The organism is Synechococcus sp. UW106, from assembly GCF_900474015.1.
In the GTDB taxonomy this organism is placed as follows: domain Bacteria; phylum Cyanobacteriota; class Cyanobacteriia; order PCC-6307; family Cyanobiaceae; genus Parasynechococcus.
In genome coordinates, this window is record NZ_UCNV01000003.1 from 19,616 (window position 1) to 43,818 (window position 24,203).

At 60.4% G+C, this 24,203-nt stretch carries 25 protein-coding genes; 14 read left to right on the forward strand and 11 right to left on the reverse strand.

Features of this window, described 5'->3' with window-relative positions:
• The first annotated feature begins 33 nt into the window (after positions 1-33).
• Positions 34-801 (forward strand): phosphoadenylyl-sulfate reductase, encoded by a 768-nt coding sequence (locus DXY30_RS01410; RefSeq protein ID WP_371638543.1) that lies wholly within the window; start codon positions 34-36, stop codon positions 799-801.
• Positions 802-1,527 (forward strand): type III pantothenate kinase, encoded by a 726-nt coding sequence (locus tag DXY30_RS01415; protein ID WP_115093080.1) that lies wholly within the window; start codon positions 802-804, stop codon positions 1,525-1,527.
• Here DXY30_RS01415 and bcp read toward each other — a convergent pair.
• Complete coding sequence (gene bcp, locus DXY30_RS01420; RefSeq protein WP_115093081.1) at positions 1,505-1,972, reverse strand: thioredoxin-dependent thiol peroxidase; 468 nt, start codon at positions 1,970-1,972, stop codon at positions 1,505-1,507. The genes DXY30_RS01415 and bcp overlap by 23 nt on opposite strands.
• Positions 1,973-2,080: 108 nt before the next feature.
• On the opposite strand from bcp, the gene DXY30_RS01425 reads away from it, so the two are divergent.
• Both DXY30_RS01425 and DXY30_RS01430 read left to right on the forward strand, forming a co-directional pair.
• On the forward strand, positions 2,081-2,578 hold the full coding sequence (locus tag DXY30_RS01425) for a thymidylate synthase (protein ID WP_115093082.1): 498 nt from the start codon (positions 2,081-2,083) through the stop codon (positions 2,576-2,578).
• Positions 2,579-2,740: 162 nt separating this feature from the next.
• Positions 2,741-3,403, forward strand: coding sequence for an alpha/beta hydrolase (locus DXY30_RS01430; protein WP_115093287.1), 663 nt, complete (start codon positions 2,741-2,743; stop codon positions 3,401-3,403).
• 48 nt (positions 3,404-3,451) lie between these two features.
• On the opposite strand, the gene DXY30_RS01435 is transcribed toward DXY30_RS01430, so the two are convergent.
• A complete protein-coding gene (locus tag DXY30_RS01435) occupies positions 3,452-5,617 on the reverse strand; it encodes an AAA family ATPase (protein WP_115093083.1) in 2,166 nt (721 codons plus the stop codon).
• A gap of 156 nt (positions 5,618-5,773) precedes the next feature.
• On the opposite strand from DXY30_RS01435, the gene DXY30_RS01440 reads away from it, so the two are divergent.
• From DXY30_RS01440 to DXY30_RS01450, 3 genes are read left to right on the forward strand one after another with little or no spacing between them, the layout of a single operon-like run.
• Positions 5,774-6,889: an efflux RND transporter periplasmic adaptor subunit gene (locus DXY30_RS01440; protein ID WP_170951088.1), complete on the forward strand. Its 1,116-nt coding sequence runs from the start codon at positions 5,774-5,776 to the stop codon at positions 6,887-6,889.
• 9 nt (positions 6,890-6,898) lie between these two features.
• Positions 6,899-10,330 carry an efflux RND transporter permease subunit gene (locus tag DXY30_RS01445; RefSeq protein WP_115093084.1) on the forward strand — a complete coding sequence of 1,144 codons (3,432 nt, stop codon included), beginning with the start codon at positions 6,899-6,901 and terminating at the stop codon, positions 10,328-10,330.
• On the forward strand, positions 10,330-10,623 hold the full coding sequence (locus tag DXY30_RS01450; RefSeq protein WP_115093085.1) for a hypothetical protein: 294 nt from the start codon (positions 10,330-10,332) through the stop codon (positions 10,621-10,623). The genes DXY30_RS01445 and DXY30_RS01450 overlap by 1 nt, the downstream gene beginning before the upstream one ends.
• A 105-nt stretch (positions 10,624-10,728) precedes the next feature.
• On the opposite strand, the gene DXY30_RS01455 is transcribed toward DXY30_RS01450, so the two are convergent.
• Positions 10,729-12,387, reverse strand: a complete 1,659-nt coding sequence (locus DXY30_RS01455) for an alpha-D-glucose phosphate-specific phosphoglucomutase (protein ID WP_115093086.1) — start codon at positions 12,385-12,387, stop codon at positions 10,729-10,731.
• Between DXY30_RS01455 and DXY30_RS01460 the strand changes: the two genes are divergently transcribed.
• Positions 12,380-12,850: a hypothetical protein gene (locus tag DXY30_RS01460; protein WP_244281198.1), complete on the forward strand. Its 471-nt coding sequence runs from the start codon at positions 12,380-12,382 to the stop codon at positions 12,848-12,850. The two genes, DXY30_RS01455 and DXY30_RS01460, sit on opposite strands and share 8 nt — an antisense overlap.
• Positions 12,851-12,867: 17 nt before the next feature.
• Positions 12,868-13,107, forward strand: a complete 240-nt coding sequence (locus tag DXY30_RS01465) for a hypothetical protein (RefSeq protein WP_115093087.1) — start codon at positions 12,868-12,870, stop codon at positions 13,105-13,107.
• Between the two features lie 13 nt (positions 13,108-13,120).
• Here DXY30_RS01465 and DXY30_RS01470 read toward each other — a convergent pair whose 3' ends face one another.
• From DXY30_RS01470 to DXY30_RS01505, 8 genes are all read right to left on the reverse strand, one after another.
• On the reverse strand, positions 13,121-13,495 hold the full coding sequence (locus DXY30_RS01470; RefSeq protein ID WP_244281199.1) for a hypothetical protein: 375 nt from the start codon (positions 13,493-13,495) through the stop codon (positions 13,121-13,123).
• 32 nt (positions 13,496-13,527) lie between these two features.
• The gene (locus DXY30_RS01475) at positions 13,528-14,904 is read right to left on the reverse strand and encodes a phospholipase D-like domain-containing protein (RefSeq protein ID WP_244281200.1); all 1,377 of its coding nucleotides are present in this window, start codon (positions 14,902-14,904) and stop codon (positions 13,528-13,530) included.
• A 63-nt stretch (positions 14,905-14,967) separates the two neighbouring features.
• Positions 14,968-15,174 carry a hypothetical protein gene (locus DXY30_RS01480; protein ID WP_115022537.1) on the reverse strand — a complete coding sequence of 69 codons (207 nt, stop codon included), beginning with the start codon at positions 15,172-15,174 and terminating at the stop codon, positions 14,968-14,970.
• A complete protein-coding gene (locus tag DXY30_RS01485) occupies positions 15,165-16,241 on the reverse strand; it encodes a DUF4912 domain-containing protein (RefSeq protein WP_115093090.1) in 1,077 nt (358 codons plus the stop codon). Before DXY30_RS01485 ends, DXY30_RS01480 begins: the two co-directional genes overlap by 10 nt.
• Positions 16,242-16,426: 185 nt before the next feature.
• Positions 16,427-17,215 carry a phycobilisome rod-core linker polypeptide gene (locus DXY30_RS01490; protein ID WP_115093091.1) on the reverse strand — a complete coding sequence of 263 codons (789 nt, stop codon included), beginning with the start codon at positions 17,213-17,215 and terminating at the stop codon, positions 16,427-16,429.
• A 90-nt stretch (positions 17,216-17,305) separates the two neighbouring features.
• A complete protein-coding gene (locus DXY30_RS01495; protein ID WP_115093092.1) occupies positions 17,306-17,905 on the reverse strand; it encodes a phycobiliprotein lyase in 600 nt (199 codons plus the stop codon).
• 62 nt (positions 17,906-17,967) lie between these two features.
• A complete protein-coding gene (locus DXY30_RS01500) occupies positions 17,968-18,306 on the reverse strand; it encodes a hypothetical protein (RefSeq protein ID WP_115093093.1) in 339 nt (112 codons plus the stop codon).
• Complete coding sequence (locus DXY30_RS01505; protein WP_115093290.1) at positions 18,306-18,950, reverse strand: metalloregulator ArsR/SmtB family transcription factor; 645 nt, start codon at positions 18,948-18,950, stop codon at positions 18,306-18,308. Before DXY30_RS01505 ends, DXY30_RS01500 begins: the two co-directional genes overlap by 1 nt.
• Positions 18,951-19,108: 158 nt before the next feature.
• Between DXY30_RS01505 and DXY30_RS01510 the strand changes: the two genes are divergently transcribed.
• From DXY30_RS01510 to DXY30_RS01530, 5 genes are read left to right on the forward strand one after another with little or no spacing between them, the layout of a single operon-like run.
• Positions 19,109-19,465, forward strand: a complete 357-nt coding sequence (locus DXY30_RS01510) for a ferredoxin-thioredoxin reductase catalytic domain-containing protein (protein WP_115022527.1) — start codon at positions 19,109-19,111, stop codon at positions 19,463-19,465.
• Between the two features lie 5 nt (positions 19,466-19,470).
• Positions 19,471-20,910, forward strand: a complete 1,440-nt coding sequence (gene sufB / locus DXY30_RS01515) for a Fe-S cluster assembly protein SufB (RefSeq protein WP_115022526.1) — start codon at positions 19,471-19,473, stop codon at positions 20,908-20,910.
• A 42-nt stretch (positions 20,911-20,952) separates the two neighbouring features.
• On the forward strand, positions 20,953-21,741 hold the full coding sequence (gene sufC, locus DXY30_RS01520) for a Fe-S cluster assembly ATPase SufC (RefSeq protein ID WP_115093094.1): 789 nt from the start codon (positions 20,953-20,955) through the stop codon (positions 21,739-21,741).
• Between the two features lie 2 nt (positions 21,742-21,743).
• Positions 21,744-22,922, forward strand: coding sequence for a Fe-S cluster assembly protein SufD (gene sufD / locus DXY30_RS01525; protein ID WP_115093095.1), 1,179 nt, complete (start codon positions 21,744-21,746; stop codon positions 22,920-22,922).
• Positions 22,919-24,199 carry a SufS family cysteine desulfurase gene (locus DXY30_RS01530; RefSeq protein WP_115093096.1) on the forward strand — a complete coding sequence of 427 codons (1,281 nt, stop codon included), beginning with the start codon at positions 22,919-22,921 and terminating at the stop codon, positions 24,197-24,199. The genes sufD and DXY30_RS01530 overlap by 4 nt, the downstream gene beginning before the upstream one ends.
• Positions 24,200-24,203 lie beyond the last annotated feature (4 nt).

Sequence of the window (24,203 nt, forward strand, 5' to 3'; positions counted from 1 at the left end):
ACAGCCGGTCCCACGACAGGGGAGGATGGCGTGATGACGGAGGCCCCCGACGCAATGGTGCCCATGGCGGTGCAAAACGACTTGCGCGATGGGCGCAAGCTGCTTGAGACCATGGAGCCGCAGGAGCGTCTGGCCTGGGGGCTGGATCAATTCGGCGACCGATTTGCTCTGACGACCAGTTTTGGCATTCAGTCGGCTGTGCTCCTGCACATGCTGAGCACACTTCCCGGAGGTGACGCTGTTCCGGTGATCTGGATTGATACCGGTTATTTGCCCCCGGAGACTTACTCCTACGCCCACCAACTCACCGATCAGCTCAAGATTCGTCTGGTGGTTCGTCAGAGCGAGATGTCCCCGGCTCGAATGGAGGCCTTGCATGGTCAGCTCTGGGAGTCTGGCCGTGTCGAAGACCTGGAGACCTATCACCGGATCCGCAAGGTGGAACCTCTGGAGCAAGCGCTCAATGACCTCCATACGCGCTGCTGGGCCAGCGGCGTGCGGCGTGGTCAGACCGATCACCGTCGCTCGATGACGGCCTTGGACCAGATTCGGGAGCGCTGGTCATTGAGACCACTCCTCGAGTGGACCCAGCGCGATGTCTACTACTACATGCAATCAAACAATCTCCCTCAGCATCCATTGTTCGAGCAGGGCTATTCCACAGTGGGGGATTGGCATTCCAGTGGCCCTGATGTGGGAGACCTGAGTGGCCGCGACACCCGATTTGGGGGGCTAAAGCAGGAGTGTGGAATTCATCTGCCCCAGGACGCTGTTGAAGGGTTGATGGGTGAAGGCATCTGAGTGAAGGCGTTTGAACGGAGTGGTGGCCGCGTTCTGCTGATTGGCAACAGTCGCTGGCATTGGGCCCAGCGGACTGAGCAGGGTGTTCGTATTGATCACGTTGATCCAGACCCTGGTCGAATCGGCCCAGATCCTCCGATCTGGGCAGCGGTGGGAGCGGTGCCCGAGCAGCTCAGGCACCACCAGCACCTGCGCATTCGACTGGAGGATGTTCCTTTGCCGAAGGCACCTCCTTGGTTGGGTGTGGATCGAGCGCTCGGGGCATGGATGGCCTGGCGACGCAGTCAGGAGCAGCAGCTCGACTGTTCCAGGGGGCTGCTTTTGGTGGATGCAGGCACCGTGTTGAGCCTCACCAAGGTGGGTGCGGATGGCTGTTTTGCTGGAGGCCAGTTGCTACCGGGCTATCGCCTGCAGCTCAGGGCCATGGCGGAGGGAACTGTTGGCCTTCCATCAACGCTGGAGCGTCATCAAGATGCCTTCCCACAAGACATCTTTCCCCAAGAAACGGTGGCGGCCATGCAGCAGGGTGTGTTGCAAGGGTTGCTGGCCGCCATCGAAGTGGCCCAGCAGCACTCGCAAGGGTTGCTTTGGATCTGCGGTGGTGACGCTGAGCTGATCAAGATGCACTGGGCCTGTGCAACGGAATTGCTGCAGGTGGAGACTGATCTTCAGCTGCAGGCTCTGTTGGATCTGGCCGCAGGCATCAGCTCAGGTCGAGATCGCTGATCAATGTGTCGGCCATGGTGGCCGCTTTGACCTTGAGATAAATCCGTTCGATTTTTCCGGCTTCATCAATCAAAAAGGTGTGGCGCATCATTCCCATGTATTCGCGCCCCATGAATTTTTTCAGCCCATAGCTTTCGTAGAGACTGGCTACCGCACAGGGCTCTACATCGGTGAGCAGCGTGAAGGGGAGCTCGTGTTTGTTGATGAATTTGCTGTGGGATGTGGCTCCGTCCTTGCTGATGCCCAGAACGGTGATGTTGTTGGCCTTCAGTTGATCCCAGCGATCGCGGAAGTTGCAGGCTTCCTTGGTGCACCCAGGGGTGTCGTCCTTGGGATAGAAGTACAAAACAACCTTCTTCCCACGCAGTGAAGCAAGGCTGACGGGTTCACCATTCTGATCGGGAAGGCTGAAGTCGGGGGCGGCGTCGCCGATTTGCAGGCTCACAGACTGTGCTTTGGCAGTGGCGGCAGCGTACGGCGTTCAGGACAAGCCCGGTTCAGGACAAGATTGTTTGTGGTGCCTACGTTGCAACCAACCTGCAGTTGTTGGGCCATGGTGTCGCGGACTCGGGTGGACCAAATCGGACGTTCCCTGGCTGCTCTAGGTCTGTTGGCCATTGGGGTGAGTGCGCTCGTCGCACCGCGTCACGGTCTCTCGTTGGATCAAGCCGCTCCACGGCCGTCGGAGGAGAATTTGAGCCGGCAGCTGTTGCAGCGCGAAATCACCTTGCATCAACGCAGTGAAGCCGAAACCCTGCTGATGGATTTCACCCGTGCGCAGATGACGCGCCATTACTGGGGTGAATTCGCAGGCTCCCTGCAGGATCTCGGCCTGTCTGCCGGTCAACAGCTGGTGGCAACGGTTGATCGTGATGCCGTTCGAACCCGTCTCTGGATTCAGCCTCATCACGGCACGGAGGCTTACCTGGCCGTGGTGGAGCGCTGGGGCGGTCGCCTGCGGATGCGTCACTGCCGCGGTGAGCGGGATGGCGTGGGTCTGGTGCATGAAGACCGCTGCCCGGATGGCTGGCAAAGGATTTACTTGAATTGATGGGCGATTTCTGCTTTCTTTTGGTCTGAAGAAGGTACAAATCGAGCGGAAATATTGAGTCTTGCGAGACTCCTTTGCGAAAATTCAATTGTCGTCTTGATGGAAGCCTTTCAGGGGGCTCGGCTTTATTGGCGATTTTTCTTTCGGGAGCTATTTTTTCTAATGACGTGCTCCTTTTCGTCCGTGTTTTCTCGTCTCGCCGCTGGCCTTCTGGCCGGTGCATCCCTCGCCGCTCTGGCGGCTCCTGCTGAAGCAGGCACCTCCCGCCCCGTTCGTTGGAACACCGGCGGTGCTGTGTGGACCACCACCTCTTCTGAGTTCAAGACTTTCCTGACCACCGGTGAAGTCACCGATCGTGCTCTGGATGCCGGCATCAACAACTCCGGTTGGACTGCCGAAGAAATCCAGGAAGGCATGACCAAGACCTACGCCGTTGACATCATCGGCGTGTCCCGCTTCCTGTACTCCGACGACGGCGTCAAGTTCCTGAAGGATCAGACCCGTTCCTACTTCCCTTACTGGAAGATGAAGTCCACCTCCGTGGTGGCCCTCCGTTCCGCGATCATCGCCGACTCCATCGACGGTGAAATCTCCTCCGCCAGCATCATGGCTGAACTGCCCGTGGACTTCCGCCTGGCTGACACCTGCGGCACCTACGACGGCATGCAGAACGTCTGCGCCCCCGACAAGTGCGAAGGCGACGCCCAGTGCACCTCCTTGCTGTCCTGGTACGTCTTCCTCCCCGCCTGCGTGCAGGCCAACTCCGTGCTGCCCGAGCCCGCTGCTCGTCCCGCTTACGTCGCTCCTGCCCGTCCCCTCTGGTGATCAGGCCCTGAGCCCTGTTGCATCGCCCCGGCTTCGGCCGGGGTTTTTTTATGGCGTGATTCGGTTGCCTTTGATCAGTTGATGGCGCATGGGCAGTCGCAGGCCGCCGTCGCCTAGGCCGTTCAACCTCCGGCGCAATTCCGCTAGCACCTCCGTTTTGATTGCTCCCATGGCCTGCCGGTAAGGCGACCCCTCGGTCAGCCATCGGTCGGCCAGCTCTTTTCCCCCCGGCAGGATCAGGGGTTCCAGCCAATCGTCGCAACTGAGCTGCCAGCCCGCCTTCGCCAGGAGCTCTTCAGGGCGCTGTTGGAGCTCGAGCCAGCCTTGTTCCTGGGCCACAACAGGGCCTAAGAGCTCCTCTGCGCCCCCGTTCTGCTGCAGAGCACCGGCGGGACCGAGTTCGGCGCGACTGAGCAGCAGCCTTAAGCCCGTCGTCGGGTGGGAATGCCGGTTGATCGCATCCAGTAGCGCTGTCCAGTTCTGCTTTTGCAGGTCTGCTGCGGCGAGCCGTCCTCCGATCCAGTCGAAGGCTTGGGTCGACGACAGGGCGTCGAGGTTGTCGGTCAGCATTTGGGGTCGATGCTCCGGTTCGAGCAGATCCAGCTGCGCTTCCAATCGGTTGCGGTCCGCTTCGTTGTCGCACAGCACGGTCACGCCACCTTCTGGGGCGGCCCGCAAGGGATCGATGGCCCAGATCAGCGAACGCATCCCCACCAGCAGCACTCGATCCCTGCGGGTCCAGGGGATGTCTCGCCAGAGCCGCTCGCGCAGCCGCTGCAGGCGTTCTCCCTCCTGGCCCAGTTGGCGCTGCACCCAGCGGTCCACCCCGGGACGGTCGGGCCCGCTGCTGAGCAGCAAGGGCTGGTCGGCCGCCAGTTCTGCGGCCGCGGCGAGTTGGGCTGTCCGGCGTTCTGCCATCCTCTCCCGCCGTTCCCCCTCCCATCCCAGTTGGCCGGGCTGCCAGAACACCTCCCCTTGCAGTGCCGCGGGGAGGTATTGCTGCTCCACCCAGTGTTCGGCATAGGCGTGGGGGTAGCGGTAGCCCGCGCCGTCGCCAAAGGCGGCTCCGTCCCGGTTGGCATCGCGCAAGTGCCCGGGCACGTCCTGCTGCCGGGCGGCGCGGACCGTTTTCAGGGCATCAAAGAAGCCCAGAACGCTGTTGCTCTTTTCGGTACCCGCCAGGTAAAGGGCGGCCTGGGCCAGTGGATACAGCCCTTCCGGCAGCCCCACCCGTTCGAAGGCAGCGGCACAGGCTTCCACCACAACAATGGCCTGCGGGTCGGCTAGGCCGATGTCTTCCCCCGCTGCGATCAGCATCCGCCGGAAAATGAAGCGCGGGTTTTCGCCGGCCTCCACCATGCGCGCCAGCCAAAACATCGCCGCATCGGCATCCGAGCCCCGCAGCGATTTGATGAAGGCACTGATGGTGTCGTAGTGGGCATCGCCGTGCTTGTCGTAGAGCACCGCCCGCTGCTGGATCGATTCCTCGGCGATGGCCAGATTGATCTGAATCACCCCCTCGCCATCGGGCTCTGAACTTTCCACCGCCAGTTCGAGGGCATTGAGAAGGCTGCGGGCGTCGCCGCCCGCCACGTCCACGAGGTGGTCGGCGGCATCATTGCTGATGACGATTGACTGGTCGCCGTAGCCCCGTTCCCCATCAGCAAGGGCGCGTTGCAGCAGCCGCTTTAAATCCTCTGGCTCCAGTGGCAACAGACGGAACAGCCGTGAGCGGCTGACCAGCGCCTTGTTGACTTCGAAATAGGGGTTCTCCGTGGTGGCACCGATCAGGGTGACGGTTCCGTTCTCCACCCACGGCAACAGGGCATCCTGCTGGGCACTGTTGAAGCGGTGCACCTCATCGATGAACAGGATCGTGCGCAATCCATGCCGTTCCAGCCGTTGGCGTGCAGCATCCACCTCGATACGCAGGTCTTTCACACCTGCGAGAACGGCATTGAGGCTGCTGAAGTGAGCGCGGGTGTGGTTGGCAATGATCCGCGCCAGGGTGGTTTTGCCGACCCCCGGCGGTCCATGCAGGATCAGGTTGCCAACCCGATCGGCCTTGATGGCGCGACGTAGTAGCCGTCCGTCCGCCAAGATCCCGCTCTGACCCTCAAATTCCTCCAGCGTGCGAGGGCGCATCCGGTCGGCCAAGGGGGCCAGCCGCCGCCGTTGCTGCTCACCGTGAAAAGCGAAGAGGTCCTGACCCAACGGACAATCGGCGTTGACCCAGTGTCCCTGACGTTCTCAATCGGCGCTGGAACTGGTCCGAATCGAACGTTTTTTGGCGTGCCGGTTCCCAGAGGTGCAAATCCTGTGCGGCCAGGCTCTCAGGAACGCTGCATAATCCGAGAAAGCCTTTTTGCCGTGCGTCATCCGCAGCGACTCCTGCTCACCCTCGCCGCCCTGATCACGGTCAGTTCCTGCAAGAGCGAAGCACCGAAGCCGCCGCCGCCGAAGGTGCAAGCCGTCTCGACCCAGATGGCTGAATTCACCGAGGGTGTCGACACCGTCAGCACGCTGGAGGCCAGCAATCTTGTCGAGCTCGCCGCCCAGTCGGGAGGTCGAATCCTTGATTTGAAGATTCGCCAGGGCGATGAAGTTGAAGCTGGCCAGCTGCTGGTGGTTCTCGACCAAGAGCAGCAACGGGCCCGGCTTGCTGAAGACAAGGCCAAGGCGGATACCGCCAAGGTGAACTACGAGCGATACCAGTATTTGGCTCAAACGGGAGCTGCCTCCCAGAAGGAGCTCGACCGCTACCGGACTCAGTACATCGCTGCTGAGGAGAAGGTCAAATCCACCGAAGCAACGCTGAACTACAACAACCTGATTGCACCCTCTCCAGGAATGGTGGCCGACGTCACCGTCAAGGTGGGCGATGTGATCCAGCAGGGCCAGGTGTTCACCAGCCTGGTGCAAAACAACGAACTCGAAGCACAAGTCGAGGTGCCCGCAGTGTTCTCCTCTCGTCTGGCCCTTGGGCAGCCGGTGCTGCTCAGTGCGCCGGGTAGTTACGACCTGCTTGCTACCGGAGAGGTGGGATCGATCGACCCCCGGGTCAACAAGCAGACCCAGGGATTGCTGGTGAAGGCGGTCTTCCCAAATGAGGATGGAAAACTGCGGGATGGTCAGCGTCTTCGCACTCGGGTTCAGATCAAGGCTGAAGAAGAACTTGCCGTTCCCTTTGCCGCTGTCACCCAGACGTCAGGCCAGAGCTTCGTGTTCCGCCTCGGCACGTTTGAGGAGCTCAAGGAGAATCCCGGCAAGGCTGATATTGAAACCCTGGAGAAGGGAATCAAGGCCGGCAAGCTTCCCGCCGACGCCAAGTTCGCCCTGCAAACGCCGGTCACGGTGGGCGAATTGGAGAACCAGCTCTACCCGATCACCAAAGGCCTTGAAGCCAACCAGATGGTGGTCACCACCAATCTGCTCAACCTGAAACACGGCATGCCCGTGCAGGTGCAACCCGCCAAGGCGAACTGAGGTTGAACGATGTCTGCTTCCAATAACTTCATTACCAGGCCGGTTCTCAGCACGGTCTGCAGCCTGTTGATCGTGATCGTCGGTTTGATCGCGATTCCGATCCTTCCGATCGAAAACCTTCCAGACATTGCTCCGCCAACGGTGAAGGTGCAGTCCACCTACGTGGGCGCAGATGCGGTTGCTGTTGAGCAGGGGGTGACCTCCGTTCTCGAGCAGCAGATCAACGGTGTGGAGAACATGGACTTCATCACCTCCAACAGCTCGTCTGACGGTGTGAGTTCGATCTCGGTGTCATTTGAAAGCGGCACCGATGGCAACATCAACCAGGTGAATGTTCAGAACCGAGTCTCCCTGGCGGAGCCGCAGTTGCCCGAGGAGGTGCGCAAGTCGGGTGTGACGGTCAACAAGGCCTCCAACTCGATTCTGCTCGTCTACAACTTCGTCAACGAAGACCCCTCCAAGACCGAATACTCGGTGGAGACGATCAGTGGATATCTCGACAAGAACCTCACCGACAATGTCAAGCGGGTGAAGGGCGTCGGCGACGTCACCTACTTCGGCAACAGAAAGATCGCCTTCCGGCTCTGGCTTGATCCGGAGAAACTGACCGCCAACAATCTCTCGGCCACCGATGTGGTCAATCAGCTGCGCAGTCAGAACCGTCTGGTGCCTGCTGGCCAGATTGGCGGTGCCCCTGCGCCTGAAGGTCAGGAGTTCACCTTCACCGTTCAGCTGCAGGGACGTCTGACCAGCACCCAGGAATTTGAGAACATCATTCTGAGAACCACCGACGCCGGTGGTCTGGTGCGGCTCAAGGATGTAGGCCGGGTGGAGCTCGGCGGTGAGACCTACGGCATCGATGCAATGGATCTCAATGGCACGCCTTCGGTGGGTATCGCCATCTACCAGCTCTCCGGCAGTAACGCCATTGAGGTCTCCAACGGCGTCAAGGACGTGCTGGGCGAGTTTGAGAAAACCCTGCCTGTTGGCCTCGGGGTGCAGAAGATCTACGACACCACCGACTTCATCAACCAGTCGATCAAAGGTGTGACCAACTCCCTGCGGGATGCGGTGATTCTGGTGGTGCTGATTCTGTTCCTGTTCCTTCAGAACTGGAAGGCCACGCTTGTTCCCGCCATTGCGATTCCAGTGGCGTTGATCGGCACTTTCGCTTTGGTGCTGGCCTTCGGCTTCTCGCTCAACCAGCTCACACTGTTTGGTTTGGTGCTTGCGACCGGCCTCGTGGTTGACGATGCCATCACGGTGGTGGAAGACACCTCAGCCAAGAAGGCTGAGGGCATGACCTCCGTGCAGGCAGCCATGGAAACCATGGATGAGCTGTTTGGGGCTGTGATCGCCACCTCCCTCGTGAAGATGGCGGTGTTCCTTCCGGTGCTGTTTTTCCCCGGTGCCACCGGCACGATCTACAAGCAGTTCGCCGCCACGATCCTCTTTTCGATCGGCATCTCCACCTTCAATGCGCTGACGTTCTCGCCGATGCTCTCGGCCCTGCTGCTGTCCCGCGAAACCAAGGAGCTCAGCCGCAATCAGTACGCCACGGCCGGTGTTGTTCTTGGTTTCATCTACGGCCTGCTCAGTGCTGGTAATGGAGCCGCCGCCGCCCTGATCCCCACGGTGATCGGTGCTGTGATCGGCTTCATCGCCGGCAAGATCACCGGCCTGCCCCTGCGTCTTCCCTTCACCGCTGGTGGCGCTGCAGTGGGCGTGATCACCACCGGGGTCATCTTCACCAATCCGATCCCTGTGGTGTTGTTCACCGCCATCGGTGGCGGTGTCGGCTACTTCGTTCCCCTGATCTTCACCAACTTCAATCGCCTCTACGGCGGCTTTGAGAAGCGCTACGCCACGATCCTCGATGGCGTGCTCAAAGCGCGCCCGATCGTGATGGCGGCTCTGGCTGCGGGCATCCTGCTCACCGGTTTTGCCTTCACCCGCATCCCTGGTGGTTTTGTGCCGATTGAAGATCAGGGCTACGCCATCGGTTTCGTGCAGGCTCCTGATGGGGTCTCCAACGCGAAAACCCTGGAGATCAACCGTCAGGTGGCCGAGGTGATGCGCTCGGAAGAAGACATCTCATCGGCTGCTCTGTTCAGTGGCGCCAGCCTCGATGGCAACGCCCCCAACAAGGGTCTGTTCTTCATCGGGATGAAGCATTGGGATGAACGTCCCGGTAAGGACCACACCGTGGGTGCTGTGGTGAAGCGTCTCAATGCCAAGTTGTATGCCGCGATTGATGGTGGTCGGGTGTTTGTGGTCGAGCCCCCGTCGATCCCCGGCTACGGCACCGGTGGCGGCTTCGAGTTCCAGCTGCTGGATCAGAGCAGCGGTGTGTATTCGCTGAATGAGTTTTTCGGGTCTGCCCAGCAAATCATTCAGACGGCGAACACCGATCCCGTCCTGAATCAGGTCTATTCGTTGTTCTCGCCGCAGGCTCCGCAATACAAGATCGATGTCGATCGGGAGCAGATGGCGTCCCTCGGTGTCGACTTCGGTTCAGCAATGTCGGCCTTCAGTGTCAACTTCGGTGGTGCCTATGTGAACGACACCTTCCAGGAAGGCAAGGTGCGGCGGGTCTATGTGCAGGCGGATGAGGTGAGCCGGGCCACCCCACAGCGGCTGTCAGCCATCTACGTCGCCAATGCCAAGGGTGAACAGATTCCACTCTCGGAATTCTTCACGGTGAAGCAGACGGTGGGCCCGAGCGTCATTCCTCACTTCAACCTCTATCGCTCGATCAAGATTGATGGCACCCCCAAGGAGGGCAATAGCTCGGGTCAGGCGATCGGGGCGATGAAGCAGATCTTCAACACAGGTAGTTACCAAGGTCTCGGCTTCGACTGGACCGGGATCTCCCGAGAGGAAGTGAAGGCCGGATCCCTGGCCGTTGTGATCTTCGCCCTGGGCATCCTGGCTGTGTTCCTGGTGCTCTCCGCCCAGTACGAGAGCTACACCGATCCGATCATCATCTTGCTGACGGTGCCCACGGCCCTGCTGGGAGCGCTTGTTTTCCTTGGGGCGGCCGGTCAGGTGCTCAACATCTATGCCCAGGTGGGACTGGTGATGTTGATTGGTCTTGCGGGCGGCAACGCGATTCTCATCGTCGACCTGGCCAACCAGAAGATGGGAGAAGGGGCCTCGGCGCTGGAAGCTGCCACGTTCTCGGCCAAGTCGCGCTTGCGCCCCATTCTGATGACGGCGATTTCCTCCCTCACCGGTTTCTTGCCATTGATGTTGGCGAAAGGAGCTGGTGCCCAGAGTCAGTCGTCCCTGGGTTTGGTGGTGTTCGGTGGCTTGCTGGTGGCAACCTTCCTTTCCACCTTGGTGGTTCCTGTCTTCTACGTGGTGATGAAGACCCTGCTGGGACAAGCCGATGCCAAGCCTCCTGAGGATGGCGCAACTCCCACTCCGCAACCAAGCTGATGTCTGAGCCGAAGCCTGAGGTGAATCAGCGCAAGCCCTTCAGTGGCATGCGCGTTTTGATTGCTGTGGCCATTGGTGCTGGCCTTGGCTTGGCTGTTGCCTATTTCCTCAAGGTGCTGATCGACAACAGCCCGGCCGAGATCGATGTTGGCCGCTTGCGTCTCTTCTATCTGATGGTGATCACCTCAGGAAGCTTGGGTGGGTTTGCCATCGAGACGATGCGTCAGCTGCAGGAAGAGGCCACCGATCCGGCCTATCGCCACTACAACTCTCACCGTGGTCGTCGTCGCTGAGGAATCAACAAGAGCCATGAAAAAAGCCACCCAGCGGGTGGCTTTTTTGTTCTCGGTTGTGTTCAGCCGCTTCACGTGATCGCAAGCTTCACGTGATCACCTGCTTCAAGTAATCACGGTGGGGGCATCCATCCCAGTGCGTTGTTTGATCTCCGCCAGGTCGTTGATGGCGCTGATCATGTCGGCGAGGGCGACCTGTGGGTCCTGGTTGAGGTCGCCACTGCTAGGCACATAGCTCTCCAGGTAGATCCGGATCGTGGCGCCTTTGGTGCCTGTGCCGGAGAGACGCACCACCACCCGGCTGCCGTCGTCCAGAAGGATGCGCAGACCCTGGCCCGTGGTGACGGAACCATCCACGGGGTCGGTGTAGCTGAAGTTGTCCGCTTCGCTGATGACGCGTCCGGCAAAGGATTGGTCGATCAGGCTCGGCAACATGGCCTCCAGGCGGTCGTAGAGACCGTGGGCTGCGTCGCTGGCGACGGCTTCGTAGTCGTGACGCGAGTAGTAGTGGCGCCCGAAGCGCTTCCAGTGCTCCGCCATGATCTCGGCGACGCTGCAGCGGCGTACGGCCAGGATCTGCAGCCAGAACAGTACAGCCCAGAGGCCATCCTTTTCGCGCACGTGGTTGCTGCCGGTGCCGAAGCTCTCTTCACCGCAGAGCGTGATCTTTCCGGCGTCCAGCAGGTTGCCGAAGAATTTCCAGCCCGTTGGGGTTTCGAAGCAGTCAATCCCCAGTTCCTTGGCCACCACGTCCACGGCAGCGCTCGTGGGCATGGATCGGGCGACACCCGCCAAGCCGGAGGCGTAGGAAGGAGCCACCGTGGCATTAGCGGTCAGCACCGCAAGGCTGTCGCTCGGATTCACAAAGCAGCGCTGGCCCAGAATCATGTTGCGATCGCCATCGCCGTCGCAGGCGGCACCAAAGCGGTAGTCGTCACTTTCGAGCAGCAGTTCGGCCAGCTCGTGGGCGTAGGTGAGGTTGGGGTCGGGGTGACCGTTGCCGAAGTCCTCTAAGGGGGTGCCGTTGCGTACACTCCCTGCTGGTGCACCCAGCAAGCCTTCGAACAAGCGGGTGGCGTAAGGCCCGGTGACGGCATGCATAGCGTCAAAGGCCAGCGGGAAGTCGCTGCGGATCAGATCGCGGATCTGATCGAAGTTGAACAGCTCCTGCATCAGCGCAACGAAATCGTCGACGCCGTCGATCACCTCCACCTGCATGGCACCGATGCTGTGCAGACCGGGCGTATCCAGGGGGATCGCTCCGGCCTCAACGATCGTGTAGTGCTCCAAGGTCTTGGTGCACTCGTAGACCGCATCGGTGAAGGAAGCGGGAGTGGGCCCACCGTTGGCGCCATTCACCTTGACGCCGAAATCGCCTTTTGGTCCGCCGGGGTTGTGGCTGGCGGAGAGGATGATGCCGCCGATGGCTTGGCGCTGTCGGATCAGGTTGGAAGCAGCAGGCGTGGAGAGGATGCCGCCAGTGGTGACGATCACCTTGCTCAGGCCATGGGCGGCGCCCATCCGCAGGATCACATCAATCGCACGGAGGTTGCCGTAACGGCCATCGCCACCCAGCACTAGGGTTCCCCCTTGCACGCCCGGGAGAGTGCGAAACGACGCCTCGATGAAGCTCTCCAAGTAATGGGGCTCCTCGAACTGAATGCTGCTCTTACGAAGGCCGGAGGTCCCTGGCTTCTGGTCGGTGAAGGGGGCGTCCAGGCGCACCTGGTGTTGGGTCGGTTCTGCAGGGGCCGAAGTGGTCATCACGTCGGATGGGGGGCTTTATGCGGAACCTAAACATGGAAATCCACTTGCGATGCCATGGGCGCGACCAGTTGAGATCGCTACCCTTTGCCTCGCACCAATGCCGACGACCATGCATCGCCTTCTGCTGCTGATGATCGTCAGCACCGCCTGCTTGTCCCCTTCTGTGGGTGCATCGCAGAGTTGGAAGCGGGCCTTGCCTTGGCCTAAGGCGTCTCAAGAGGCGGTCACGGCAGCCAATGCTGTAATCAATCAGTCAGGTTCTGAAGAATGCCTGCGCGGCAAGCTTTCCAATGCCATCGTGCGGTTGTCCAACAGTTGTGATGTCTCAGGCCACTCCTCCAAGGCGTGTGAGTTGGCCTCCGAACTTGCCGGTCAGGAAAGCGAACTCAGCATGGGCGAGATGCTCGCTACATCCGAGACGTTGCTTGATTTGCTCGACGATTCGGCGATATCCGACTGATTGCCTCTGTTTCTTCGATGGACGTCACCCATCCCGGTTCCAATCCTCTCGACGCTGATCAGCAAAGTCTTTTGGAGTCGTTCCGCAAAAAGGTGGACTCCCGAATTTCTAGTCACGGTCTCACCGCTGCCGACGTGCAGATGTTTGTCGACGAGATCAAGAAGCACCCCGACGTGAGTGTGGCGCTCCTGGATGCCATTCGAGGAGAAGTGGCCACACTGATGCAAGGTCAGCGGTTCAGTTTTGACTTTGATTGAGCCTTAAACAGGCTCAGGCCTGACGCGCTTTGGGCTTTTCCTTTTTCTTCACTGGCTCAGCGCAAACCCTCGGGATGCGCCGGGCCGTGTTGGTGATGGTGTCCTTGCGCCGGAAGTCGTTGCTGCTGGCGACCTTGGCTTCATCTATCAAGTTCCACAGCACGTCTTTGCAAAGCCCGGGCAGCCTTTGACTGTCCATAAGAGGGTCAGCAAGCTGGCGAACGCGCGCGCAGGCTTCCGTTGAGTTCTCGCGGGAACAGGCGTAGGCAGCATGTTCGATGCCCTGCAACTGGTCCTTACTGGGCCAGGGCTCATAGGGCTCTGAAGCCATGGATGGAGCGGCAATGGCCAACGCCAAACCGACTCGAATCAAACTTGGGAACTTCATGACATTCATTGTGTCCGGTTTGGCGTGATTTTTCAGCGCCTCTCTTCTCCATCCCCGCAGCGGATCTGCTGACGATCGAGTTTGCGTTGGATGTGCGGTGTGATCCCGAGTTCAGCGGTGTCCCAGAGGCGATACATTTCTCGGGTGAAGTGTTTGGCGAGTTGGGGTGAGTGGATCACCAGCAGCGTTTCATCATTGGTGTGAGCGGCTGAGGGTGACCAGTTGAAGGATCCAGTGATCACTGTGCGGTTATCGATTACAGCGAACTTGTGGTGCAGCTTGTCGCCGCGGGCGAGGCGCGGCGTGCCGATCCCTTGAACGGGCTGATCAAGGGGTTGGTTGCCTGCTTCTACTTCGCAGGTGTGATCCGGAAGGGTAACTCCCAGCAAATCGAGAACTTCAGAGAAAGGGCGGCTGCCAAAACCAGGATCGGCGACCAGCCTGATCTCTACGCCTTGTTTGATCTGTTCCCGCAGCACGTTCGTTAAGTGCTGTGCGGAAAACACAAACAGGGCCATGTCGACGCGCTTCCTTGCAGTTCTCAACTGCTTTGCCAGCAGGTTGAGCCCGTGATTCCCATCTCGCTTGGGATGGGGGGAGAACAGCACATCCACCTGGACGTCACCGATCTGCACGGTTTGAACGCTTTCTCTTGCTTTCTGCAGGCCAAAGCGACTGTCCTGTTCACCACCAGGACCATCCCCCCACATCTGGGCGAATTCCTGGCGGAACACCGATGCCAGCCCAGGGCTGTTGAACTGAATTAGGTGATTCACATTGCCGCGGCTGGATGGCCGCCCCGCATCACCATGCAGGCCGGAGCTGGTGAGATTGGCGCTTCCGGTGATCACCGATGTTTGGTCGATTACCAGAAACTTGTGGTGCATCAGGCCGCTGCCACGGCTGCCGTCTTCGGTGTCGTCAAGCAGTGGAATGTGCGCCGCTTTGAGTAAGGCCACGGCATCACCTCGGAAGGCTTCTTCCGGGCTGGTGGTCCCATCCCCATCGCGATCAGCCAGCTGGTTTAACTGATGCCAACGCTTCCGTTTGCGCTGGTTCAATCGGCTCGGCCGTTGTTCGCTCCAGGCTGGACTGTAGTTGTTCTCAAGGATCACCTGAACAAGAACACCGCGTTGTTTCGCCGCGATCAGTGCTTGGGCAATCCTTGGCAGGCTGAGCTCTTGAACGGCAACCAGCACTTCCTCGTTGGCGGCAGCAATGGCTGCAATCAGCCATTGCTCCAGGTCGTCACCATTTCGCCAGTCCCCTGTGAGGGGTGAGCGGTAGCGCGATGTGGCGTTGTGATTGAAGACCACATCGATTGCTTCAGGCATAGCCAGGCGTGCTGGGCTTTCGCCCACGACCGATCCCGCTTGGCTGCAGCCACTGCAGAGAAGAGCCGCTGCCATCAATGCCAACTTGCTCTTCTGCATCCCGCTCAACCCTGAGCCTTAATCAGAGTTCCCCTGGTTTCAGTGGGGCATCTCCGATGTCTTCAGCATCGCAACAAACCAGATGCCACTCAGAACGAGGGCCACGCCAACACCTGCTCCGATACTCACCCGTGTCATCACCAAGGGCACGACCAATGGAAAAACCATCGCCCCCGCTAGGGGGGTGATGGCCACGAACCAGCGCAGGGATGCTGGAGCTTTGGGATCAGAAGGATTCAGAACCACTCGGCGCGAGCTTCGCTGGCGGGGTTGCTGTTGTCTTCAGGGGTCTCACGCTTGAAATTGAGCGTGATGTTGCGCTTCTGCTCTCCATCAGAGGCTGTGGCCTCGATGGCATACATCTGTTCGCCATCCCGGAAGGGAACCTGAATCCGGAAGGTGCCGTCAGTGGAGAGAGGAACTTCCTCTCCTCCGATGGTGAGGCGGGCCGAAGGGTCGGTGGCGCCGTAGACAATCAGTTCGGCGTCGGCCACCAGCCAGAAGGAGCGTTGGCGAGGTGCCACACCACCCAGGCCGGATTCGTTGCGACCGCTTGCCCAGAGACCAACACCGGAGTCGTTCAAGCCGGTGCTGTCGCCAGAGGTATCAAAACCTTCCTGGAATTCTTCGGAGCCGACCCGGCGCCGGCGGAACTGAACAGTTGCGCTTTGGTAGAGCCGCTCGTGCAGACCACTGTTGCTCGACTCACTTGGTGCGACGGGAGTCGGCGTTGCTGGTGCAGCTGGTGCAGCATCGAGGCTGAAGGGAACGAACTGATCGAGAATCTGTTCGCTGGGGTGGAGAGCAGGCACGCGCGCCACCGAAGAGAAGGCCAGAGACATCCAGGTCGTGCCGATGCGGTAGCCCAGTTCGACCCGGTAATCCCGGTCGCAGAGAGGTACAGGCAGATACCACTCGGTGCTGTGGCTGTCGACCGGCACTTCCTGAAGGGTGTGTGGATGTGCGTTGCCGTCCTGCATGCCGGTGACGTCGGACAGGCGTAGGCAAAGACGGCTGGCTCCATCTTTCTGGGCAACCTTGCGATCGGCTTCCGAGATTTCCCAGAACACGTAGGCCCATTGGGGATCACGGGGCAGAAACACAACGCGGGTATCGCTCGTGCTCACGGCCGGTGCGTTGAGCTCAGCTTCGATGGCTTTCAGGTCTCCACCGCGCTTTTGCTGACGCTGGGCAACTTCGTCAACAAGGGTCTCTTTGCTCTTGCGGCTGTAGAGCGGCACTCCCAGATCACTGGCGATCTGACGCAGTTGACGAAGGGTGAGACGTGCCAGTGATGACAGTGTTTGAGACACGCCTAAAAACTCCAGGTTTCGTTTGGGATCATTGTGATCCGAAAAATTCCTTTTCGAGCCGGTAATGGCCCAAGGGTCAGTGGATCCTGACCACTTGTTGGGCTTCGATCCTGGGGATCACTGTCTCTCACACAAAAAAAGCGGGGCTTAAGCCCCGCTTTTTTTGTGTGAGCCTGGCTCCGGACTCAGCGGCCAAGCGTGCGATAGGGAACCTTTGTCAGGTAGTCGATGTCGGCACTGGTGCTTCCACCGACCCGACGTGGACTGCCGATTTCGCTCACCCAGGCCATGTAGTCCTGAGGGGAACCACCCTTCCGGATCTTTGCGCGTTCCGGCAATTTCTTGGCAGGACCACCGGTAAAGATGAGCTGAGGGAAGCCCAGGATTCCGCGGTAGTACTCGTCGTAGCGAGGGGTGGTGATGTTGAAGGGAGTGTCACCGAGCTCGCGGCCGGGAAGCACGCGGTTCCGCTGGTACGGAACAGTGTCGTAGCCGAAGGTGTCGAGGTACTCGGTGCTGTCGAGGAGAACGTCAACCAGGCCCTCGAGGCCCTTGGTCGCAATCACGATCGACCAAGAGAGCTCCTCGCCTTTCCCGTTGACTTTGCGACCAAGGATTCGCTCGCACAGGTGGCGGACAACCTTGTAGTTGCTGTTGAAGCCGTAAAAGGTGCGCTTGAAGGTGTCGGAGAGCACCAGGCCGCGGATGAAATCACGAACGGTGATTTGGCCATCCTTGAGCTGGGACTCAAGGTTGACGTCCCGATCTGTCTCGAAGGCGTGGAAAAAGATTTGGCGGTAGCCGCTCTCGACCACCGTGTCGAAGTTGTCCCGGTCGTCGGCAATCTCAATGGAGTAGGCCCTCGATCCTTCCTCGGAGCCAACGCGAATGTTTGGAACACCACTCCTGAGGGAGTTTTGGGTGATCGGTGCGTACTCCAGAAGAGGAATGGCCACGCGAGCTACAGCATCCACTGTTCGGGATCGTAGAAGTGCTCGGTCTTGCCCCCTTCAGCAGGTGTTGCAGCGATTACATGCCGTAATACTTCTTCTAAGTATTTCTGCTTACCAGCCGAAGGGGGCGAGGCCTGCTGCGCTGATGGAAGTTTGAGCGTTATGGCTGGACTCCGGAGCGTCATCCAGCTGCCGGGTCTCCATGCAGAAGGAGGCGTTGTTGGAGAGCCCCTGAACCGTGCTGGTGCGCAGCCGCAGATTCGGACCCGCGAACCAGAAGCGCTCGAGGGAGCTCATCATTTCGTAATCAGTGGTGAGGATCAGGCCGTTTTCCTCGTCCATGCGGAACTGGCCCGCCACCGGTGCTTTTTCGGCATAGCCGCGATCCCGCAGCAATAGTCCGCGTCGCCCTGTCTCGTCTTCGGGGATCAGTCCGAACATGGTCTGGTCCTCGTGGGATTCACCGGCGCGGTCCCAGGCCATTGATCCGCTCCAGCGCACCCAGCAACCGCCGACGATTCGCTCAACGCTCTCGTTATTGCGCTCGGCGATCTCCGCGAGTCGCTTGTCTCCCTTCAGCAGTTCCTCCACGACGATGAAGGAGGCTCCGGCTTCGGCTCGGCGATGCAGCAGATGATGCTGGCTGCGCTGCGAGGTCCACCGGCCACAGCTCAGGCGAAAGAAGCTGAGGGCGTCAGAGATATCAAGCATCGCCCGCTTTATACAGATGAATTGATGATGGCAGCTCGACGGCGTTATCCATGACAGCCATGTCAGCCACGACAGCGGGCTTCGGCGGCGTTGATCAGATCGTCGAGGGTCAGTGCCAGGGGTGGCTTGCCCAGTGCAATGGCCAGCTGATCGAGCTGGTCGGCGGCAGCCCTGAGCTGCTGGAGCAGGGTTTCGAGAAAGGCGGGGTCGTCCGCGACGACGGGTTGCTGCCTGCACCAGAGGCGGCGTTGGTCTTCGTCGGGGATCGCGCCTGTGGCCTCGCGTCCTGCCATCGCCTGAAAGCTGTCCAGGCAATGGCTCAGAACCCGCAGGTGATGCCGATCCAGCTGGGGCAGCAAGGTGGCATCGATCTGTTCAATCGTCGCCCGGTCGATGGCCATCAGCCCTGGGCAAGTGGAGTGATTCGGAAGCCGCAGGCGTGACCGCCCTCGAGCCGCCAATGCACGCGTTCGACTCGACAGTCCGGCACGGTTTGCCGGATCAGCAGTAACTCTTGGTCGCACACCGCAGGAAATTCCTCGGCGATGCGCTGCACGGAACAGTGGGCCTCTTCAAGGCGCCAGCTGACGCCGTCGTCATCTCTGCTGCAGACGGTGACGTAGCCCTCGTCACGCCGCAGCCGTGCCAGATGTTCGAGGCGAGCCTCAAGGGAGGCATCGCCCAAGCTTTCTCGGTATTGGCTGGCTTTCGACTCGGCCTGCTGGTTCAACAGCTGACGCACGGTCGCTTCGGGGAGATGGCTGCGCATCGAATCCAGTAACCCCAGGGCGAAGCGGTCACTGCCGTCTGGGAACTGGGCCCGTCCCTGGTCGGTGAGACACCAGCGGTTGCTGGGACGCCCGGGGCCGCTGGAGTTGCTGCTGGCGCACACCAAGCCACTTTCGGCGAGAGAGCGCAGGTGCCGGCGCATGGCCTGCACGGAAATGCCCACGGTGCCGGCCAGATTGCCAGCGTCTTCCTCTCCTCGCTCCAGCAGCAGGGAGAGCACAGCGTCGCGGGTGCTGGCAGGGGCCGAGGCGCTCATGAAGAAGCGAAACCTTCCCACACGATGCCATCGAATTGCCTCGGAATGTCGGCCGGGTTGCGGGTCACAATGGGAAGCCCGCTGACCGGAGGCCTGTTGGCCTAGGCTTCCGATAAGGAAACCGCGGGGTTTCGTAATTCGCCGCTCCCTCCACTTCCATGTCCGACGCCCCTCAAGAGCCGACAGCAGAAAGCCTGGAGGTGATCCGCAAGTTCGCTCAAACCTACGCCCAGCGGACAGGCACCTATTTCTGTGCTGATCCCAGTGTTACCGCTGTTGTTCTGAAAGGTCTCGCGCGTCACAAGGACGACCTGGGAGGCGCTCTGTGCCCATGCCGGCACTACGACGACAAAGAGGCCGAGGTCTCCCAGGCCTTTTGGAACTGCCCCTGTGTTCCGATGCGTGAACGCAAGGAATGCCACTGCATGCTCTTCCTCACCGAGGACAATCCTTTCGCCTGCCCTGACAAGACGCAGTCCATCTCCACTGAAACGATTAACGCCACCGTCGGCTGAACTGAATGACCAGTACCTCCACACGGGATCTCGTCAGTCAGCCGTACAAGTACGGCTTTGTCACCGAGATCGAGACCGACAAAATCGCCAAAGGTCTCAGCGAGGAGGTCGTTCGTCTGATTTCGGCCAAGAAGGAAGAGCCGGAGTTTTTACTGCAGTTCCGGCTTAAGGCCTTCCGCCACTGGCTCACCCTGGAAGAGCCTGATTGGGCTGCTCTCGGCTATCCCGAGATCGACTACCAAGACATCGTTTATTACGCGGCGCCCAAGCAGCAGGACAAGAAGGCCAGCCTCGATGAGGTGGATCCAAAGCTCCTGGAGACCTTCGACAAGCTCGGCATCCCTTTGAGCGAACAGAAGCGCCTCAGCAATGTCGCTGTGGATGCTGTTTTCGACAGCGTGTCGATCGCCACCACTTACAAAGAGAAGTTGGCGGAACACGGTGTGGTGTTCTGTTCTTTCAGTGAAGCGGTGAAAGAGCACCCCGAGCTGATCGAGCGTTACCTCGGCACTGTTGTCTCCAGCAACGACAACTACTTCGCCGCCCTGAACTCAGCGGTGTTCAGCGACGGATCCTTCGTTTTCATCCCGAAGGGGGTGGAGTGCCCGATGGAGTTGTCCACCTATTTCAGGATCAATTCCGGTGACACCGGTCAGTTCGAGCGGACCCTGATCGTGGCCGAAGAAGGTGCCTCGGTGAGTTACCTCGAGGGCTGTACCGCCCCGATGTTTGACACCAATCAGCTCCACGCTGCGGTGGTTGAACTGGTGACCCTTGAGGATGCCTCCATCAAGTACTCCACGGTTCAGAACTGGTATGCCGGCGATGAAAACGGTGTCGGCGGGATCTACAACTTCGTGACCAAGCGCGGCCAGTGCCGTGGTGATCGCAGCCGCATCAGCTGGACGCAGGTGGAGACCGGTTCGGCCATCACCTGGAAGTACCCCAGCTGTGTGCTGCAGGGTGCTGATTCAGTAGGTGAGTTCTATTCCGTTGCACTCACCAACAACTGCCAGCAGGCCGATACCGGAACGAAGATGGTCCATGTCGGACCGCGCACCCGCTCCACGATCGTGAGCAAAGGCATCAGCGCCGGACGCTCCAGCAACAGCTACCGAGGCCTTGTGCAAATGGGGCCCAATGCCAAGGGAGCTCGTAACTACAGCCAGTGCGATTCGATGCTGATCGGCGATCAGGCTGCAGCGAACACGTACCCCTACATCCGTTCTCAGCAGCCGCAGGCGGCCATCGAGCACGAGGCCAGCACCTGTCGCATCTCAGAAGACCAGCTCTTCTATCTCCAGAGCCGTGGCATCGGTTTTGAAGAAGCCGTCTCAATGATGGTCAGTGGTTTCTGCCGCGACGTCTTCAACCAGCTGCCCATGGAGTTCGCTGCTGAGGCTGACAAATTGTTGGCCCTAAAGCTCGAGGGATCCGTGGGCTGATCCCTGTTCCCACCCTGTCTCTGTTTTTCAACGCCTCCTTCCGTGATTCGCCCTGACGCTGAGCTGCTGCTCGACATCCAAGACCTGCATGCCTCCGTTGAGGACAAGCCCATCCTCAAGGGGGTGAATCTGCAGGTGCGGGCTGGTGAGATCCATGCCGTGATGGGCCGCAACGGCAGCGGCAAGAGCACGCTCTCCAAGGTGTTGGCTGGGCATCCGGCGTATCGAGTCACTGCCGGCACCGTTCGCTACCGCGGTCAGGATCTGTTTGATCTAGAGCCCGAAGAACGGGCGCGTTTGGGGGTGTTTCTCGGATTTCAGTACCCGGTTGAGATCCCCGGCGTCAGCAACCTGGAGTTCCTGCGGGTCTCCACCAATGCTCGGCGGGAGAAACAGGGGGAGGAGGAGCTCGACACGTTTGCCTTTGAGGATCACGTGAACGACAAGCTCAAGGTGGTGCAGATGGACCCCGCCTTCCTCGAGCGGAGTGTGAATGAAGGGTTCTCCGGTGGTGAGAAAAAGCGCAACGAGATCCTGCAGATGGCGCTGCTTGAGCCTGTGGTGGCGATTCTCGATGAAACCGATTCGGGTCTCGATATCGACGCCCTGCGCATCGTTGCCGGTGGAGTGAACCAATTGGCGACGGAAGACAACGCCACGCTGTTGATCACCCATTACCAGCGTCTTCTTGATGAGATCACCCCGGACTATGTCCATGTAATGGCTGCGGGTCGGATTCTGCGCACTGGCGGGCGGGAGCTGGCCCTTGAGCTGGAGCAGACCGGATACGACTGGGTGGATCAGGAGCTGGCCACCCAGGGGGCTGCTTGATCATGGGGAGCAGTGTGCTGGCGCCGGTGCAGGAGCGCGGTCGCGCCGCATTGGAGCACCTCGGTCTGCCGAGCCGCCGGGAAGAGTCCTGGCGGCTCACCGACCTCAAGCGTCTTGCGGCTGTGTCGGCGTTGCCGACCAGTGCGTCACCGATGTCAGCACCACTCCCGCCCAGCTTGGAGGGGGTGACCCGTCTGGTGCTCAACGGTTCTGACGATCCCTTGGCAGGGCAGCTCCTCCCGGAGGGGATCACGGTTCTCAATGCTGATGAGCTGAAGCAGGCCCTCGGCCACACCCTTGATTGCTGCGGTTGCGCCCAGGCCTGGCCGGTGGAGTTCAACCACGCCAAAGCCCAGCAGATCCTGGCCCTCAGGGTGCGGGGGCGCGTGGGTTCGTTGGAACTGGTCCTCGCGGCGGGTGCCGGGTTGAACGCCACCCGGGTGTTACTGCTGCTCGAGGAAAAGGCGGAGCTTGAGTTGCTGCAGGTGTTGTTGGCGGAGGGTGCGTCCGCCCATAGCCACGTGCTGGAAGTGCATTTGGGGCAGGAGGCGCAACTTCGGCATGGGGTGCTGGCCACGGCTGATGGCGCTTCGTCGTTGATGGCGCATCTGGCGGTTGAGCAGGAGCCCCGCAGCTCCTATGCCCTCACCTCGGTCGTTCAGGGGTGGAGCTTTGGACGGGTGGAGCCCCGGGTGGTGCAGGTGGATGGACAAGCGCAGACCGTGCTCAAGGGCTTGGCGGTGACCGGCGCCGAACAGCAGCTGGCTACCCATACCGCGGTGCGTTTCGACGGGCCTGAAGGGGAGTTGGATCAGTTGCAGAAATGCCTGGCCGGTGGCCAATCCCACGCGATTTTTAACGGTGCCATCAGTGTTCCCCGCGATGCCCAGCGCACCAATGCGGCGCAGTTGAGCCGCAACCTGCTGCTGTCTGATCGCGCCCGGGTCGACACCAAGCCCGAGCTGGAAATCGTGGCGGACGATGTGCGCTGCGCCCACGGCGCCACCGTGTCTCAGCTCCAGGACGATCAGCTGTTCTATCTCCAGAGTCGTGGGATCGCCGCGGTGGAGGCGACCGCGCTGCTGTTGCGCGGGGCCTGTCAAGAGGTGATCGAGCAGCTTCCTGCTGCTGCGCAGCCCTGGCGTCCCCTGGAGCGCGTGATGGGCAGCCTTGCCCCATGACAATCACCGCAAAAGCGCGATCTGGTGCGGATTTCGTGGATTTATCCTCTCGATATCGTTCCGACTTCCCGATTCTTGAGCAGCTGGCTCCCGATGGCCGGCCGCTGATTTATCTCGATCACGCCGCCACCAGTCAGAAGCCCCGCCAGGTGCTGGAGGCGCTGCAGCAGTACTACAGCTGCGACAACGCCAATGTGCACCGCGGCGCCCACCAGCTCAGTGCCCGCGCCACCGATGCTTTTGAAGCAGCCCGCAGCACGACTGCGGCCTTCGTGGGTGCCGCCAGTTCCCGGGAGATCGTCTTTACCCGCAATGCCAGTGAAGCGATCAATCTCGTGGCGCGCACCTGGGGTGACGCCAACCTGAAGGAAGGGGACGAAATTCTCCTCACCGTGATGGAGCACCACAGCAATCTGGTGCCATGGCAGCTCCTGGTCCAGCGCACCGGTTGTGTGCTGCGTCATGTCGGCATCACCGAATCCGGTGAGCTGGATTTGGAGGATTTCCAGGCCCAGCTCAGCCAGCGCACCCGGCTGGTGAGCCTGGTGCACATCAGCAATGCACTCGGCTGCTGCAATCCCCTCGATCAGGTGATCCCAGCGGCCCATGCCGTTGGTGCCTGCGTGCTCGTTGATGCATGCCAGAGCCTGGCCCACAAGCCGATTGATGTGGCAGCGATGGAGGCCGACTTCCTTGTCGGCTCGTCCCACAAGCTCTGCGGGCCCACCGGCATGGGCTTCCTCTGGGCACGGGAGTCTCTGCTGGAGGAGATGCCTCCCTTCCTCGGTGGTGGGGAGATGATCCAGGACGTCTACCTGGATCACAGCACCTGGGCGGTGCTGCCCCACAAGTTCGAAGCTGGAACCCCTGCCATTGGAGAAGCGGTGGGCATGGGTGCCGCAATTCGCTATCTGCAGGCAGTTGGTCTGGAGGCGATTCAGGCCTGGGAGGCTCAGCTCACCCGGCATCTGTTCAACAGGCTGCAGGCCATTGATGGTGTGCGGGTCTTGGGGCCGACGCCGGATCAGCAGCCCGACCGCGGTGCCCTGGCCACATTCCTGGTGGATGGCCTGCATGCCAATGACATTGCCGCGCTGATTGATGCGTCTGGCATCTGCATCCGCAGTGGTCACCACTGCTGTCAGCCCTTGCACCGTTTGTATGACGTCACGGCTTCAGCGCGGGCCAGCCTGAGCTTCACCAGTACCTTTGAAGAGATCGACCGCTTCAGCGAGGAGCTCGCCTCCACGGTCGCCTTCCTGCGCGAACACAGCTGAGCCG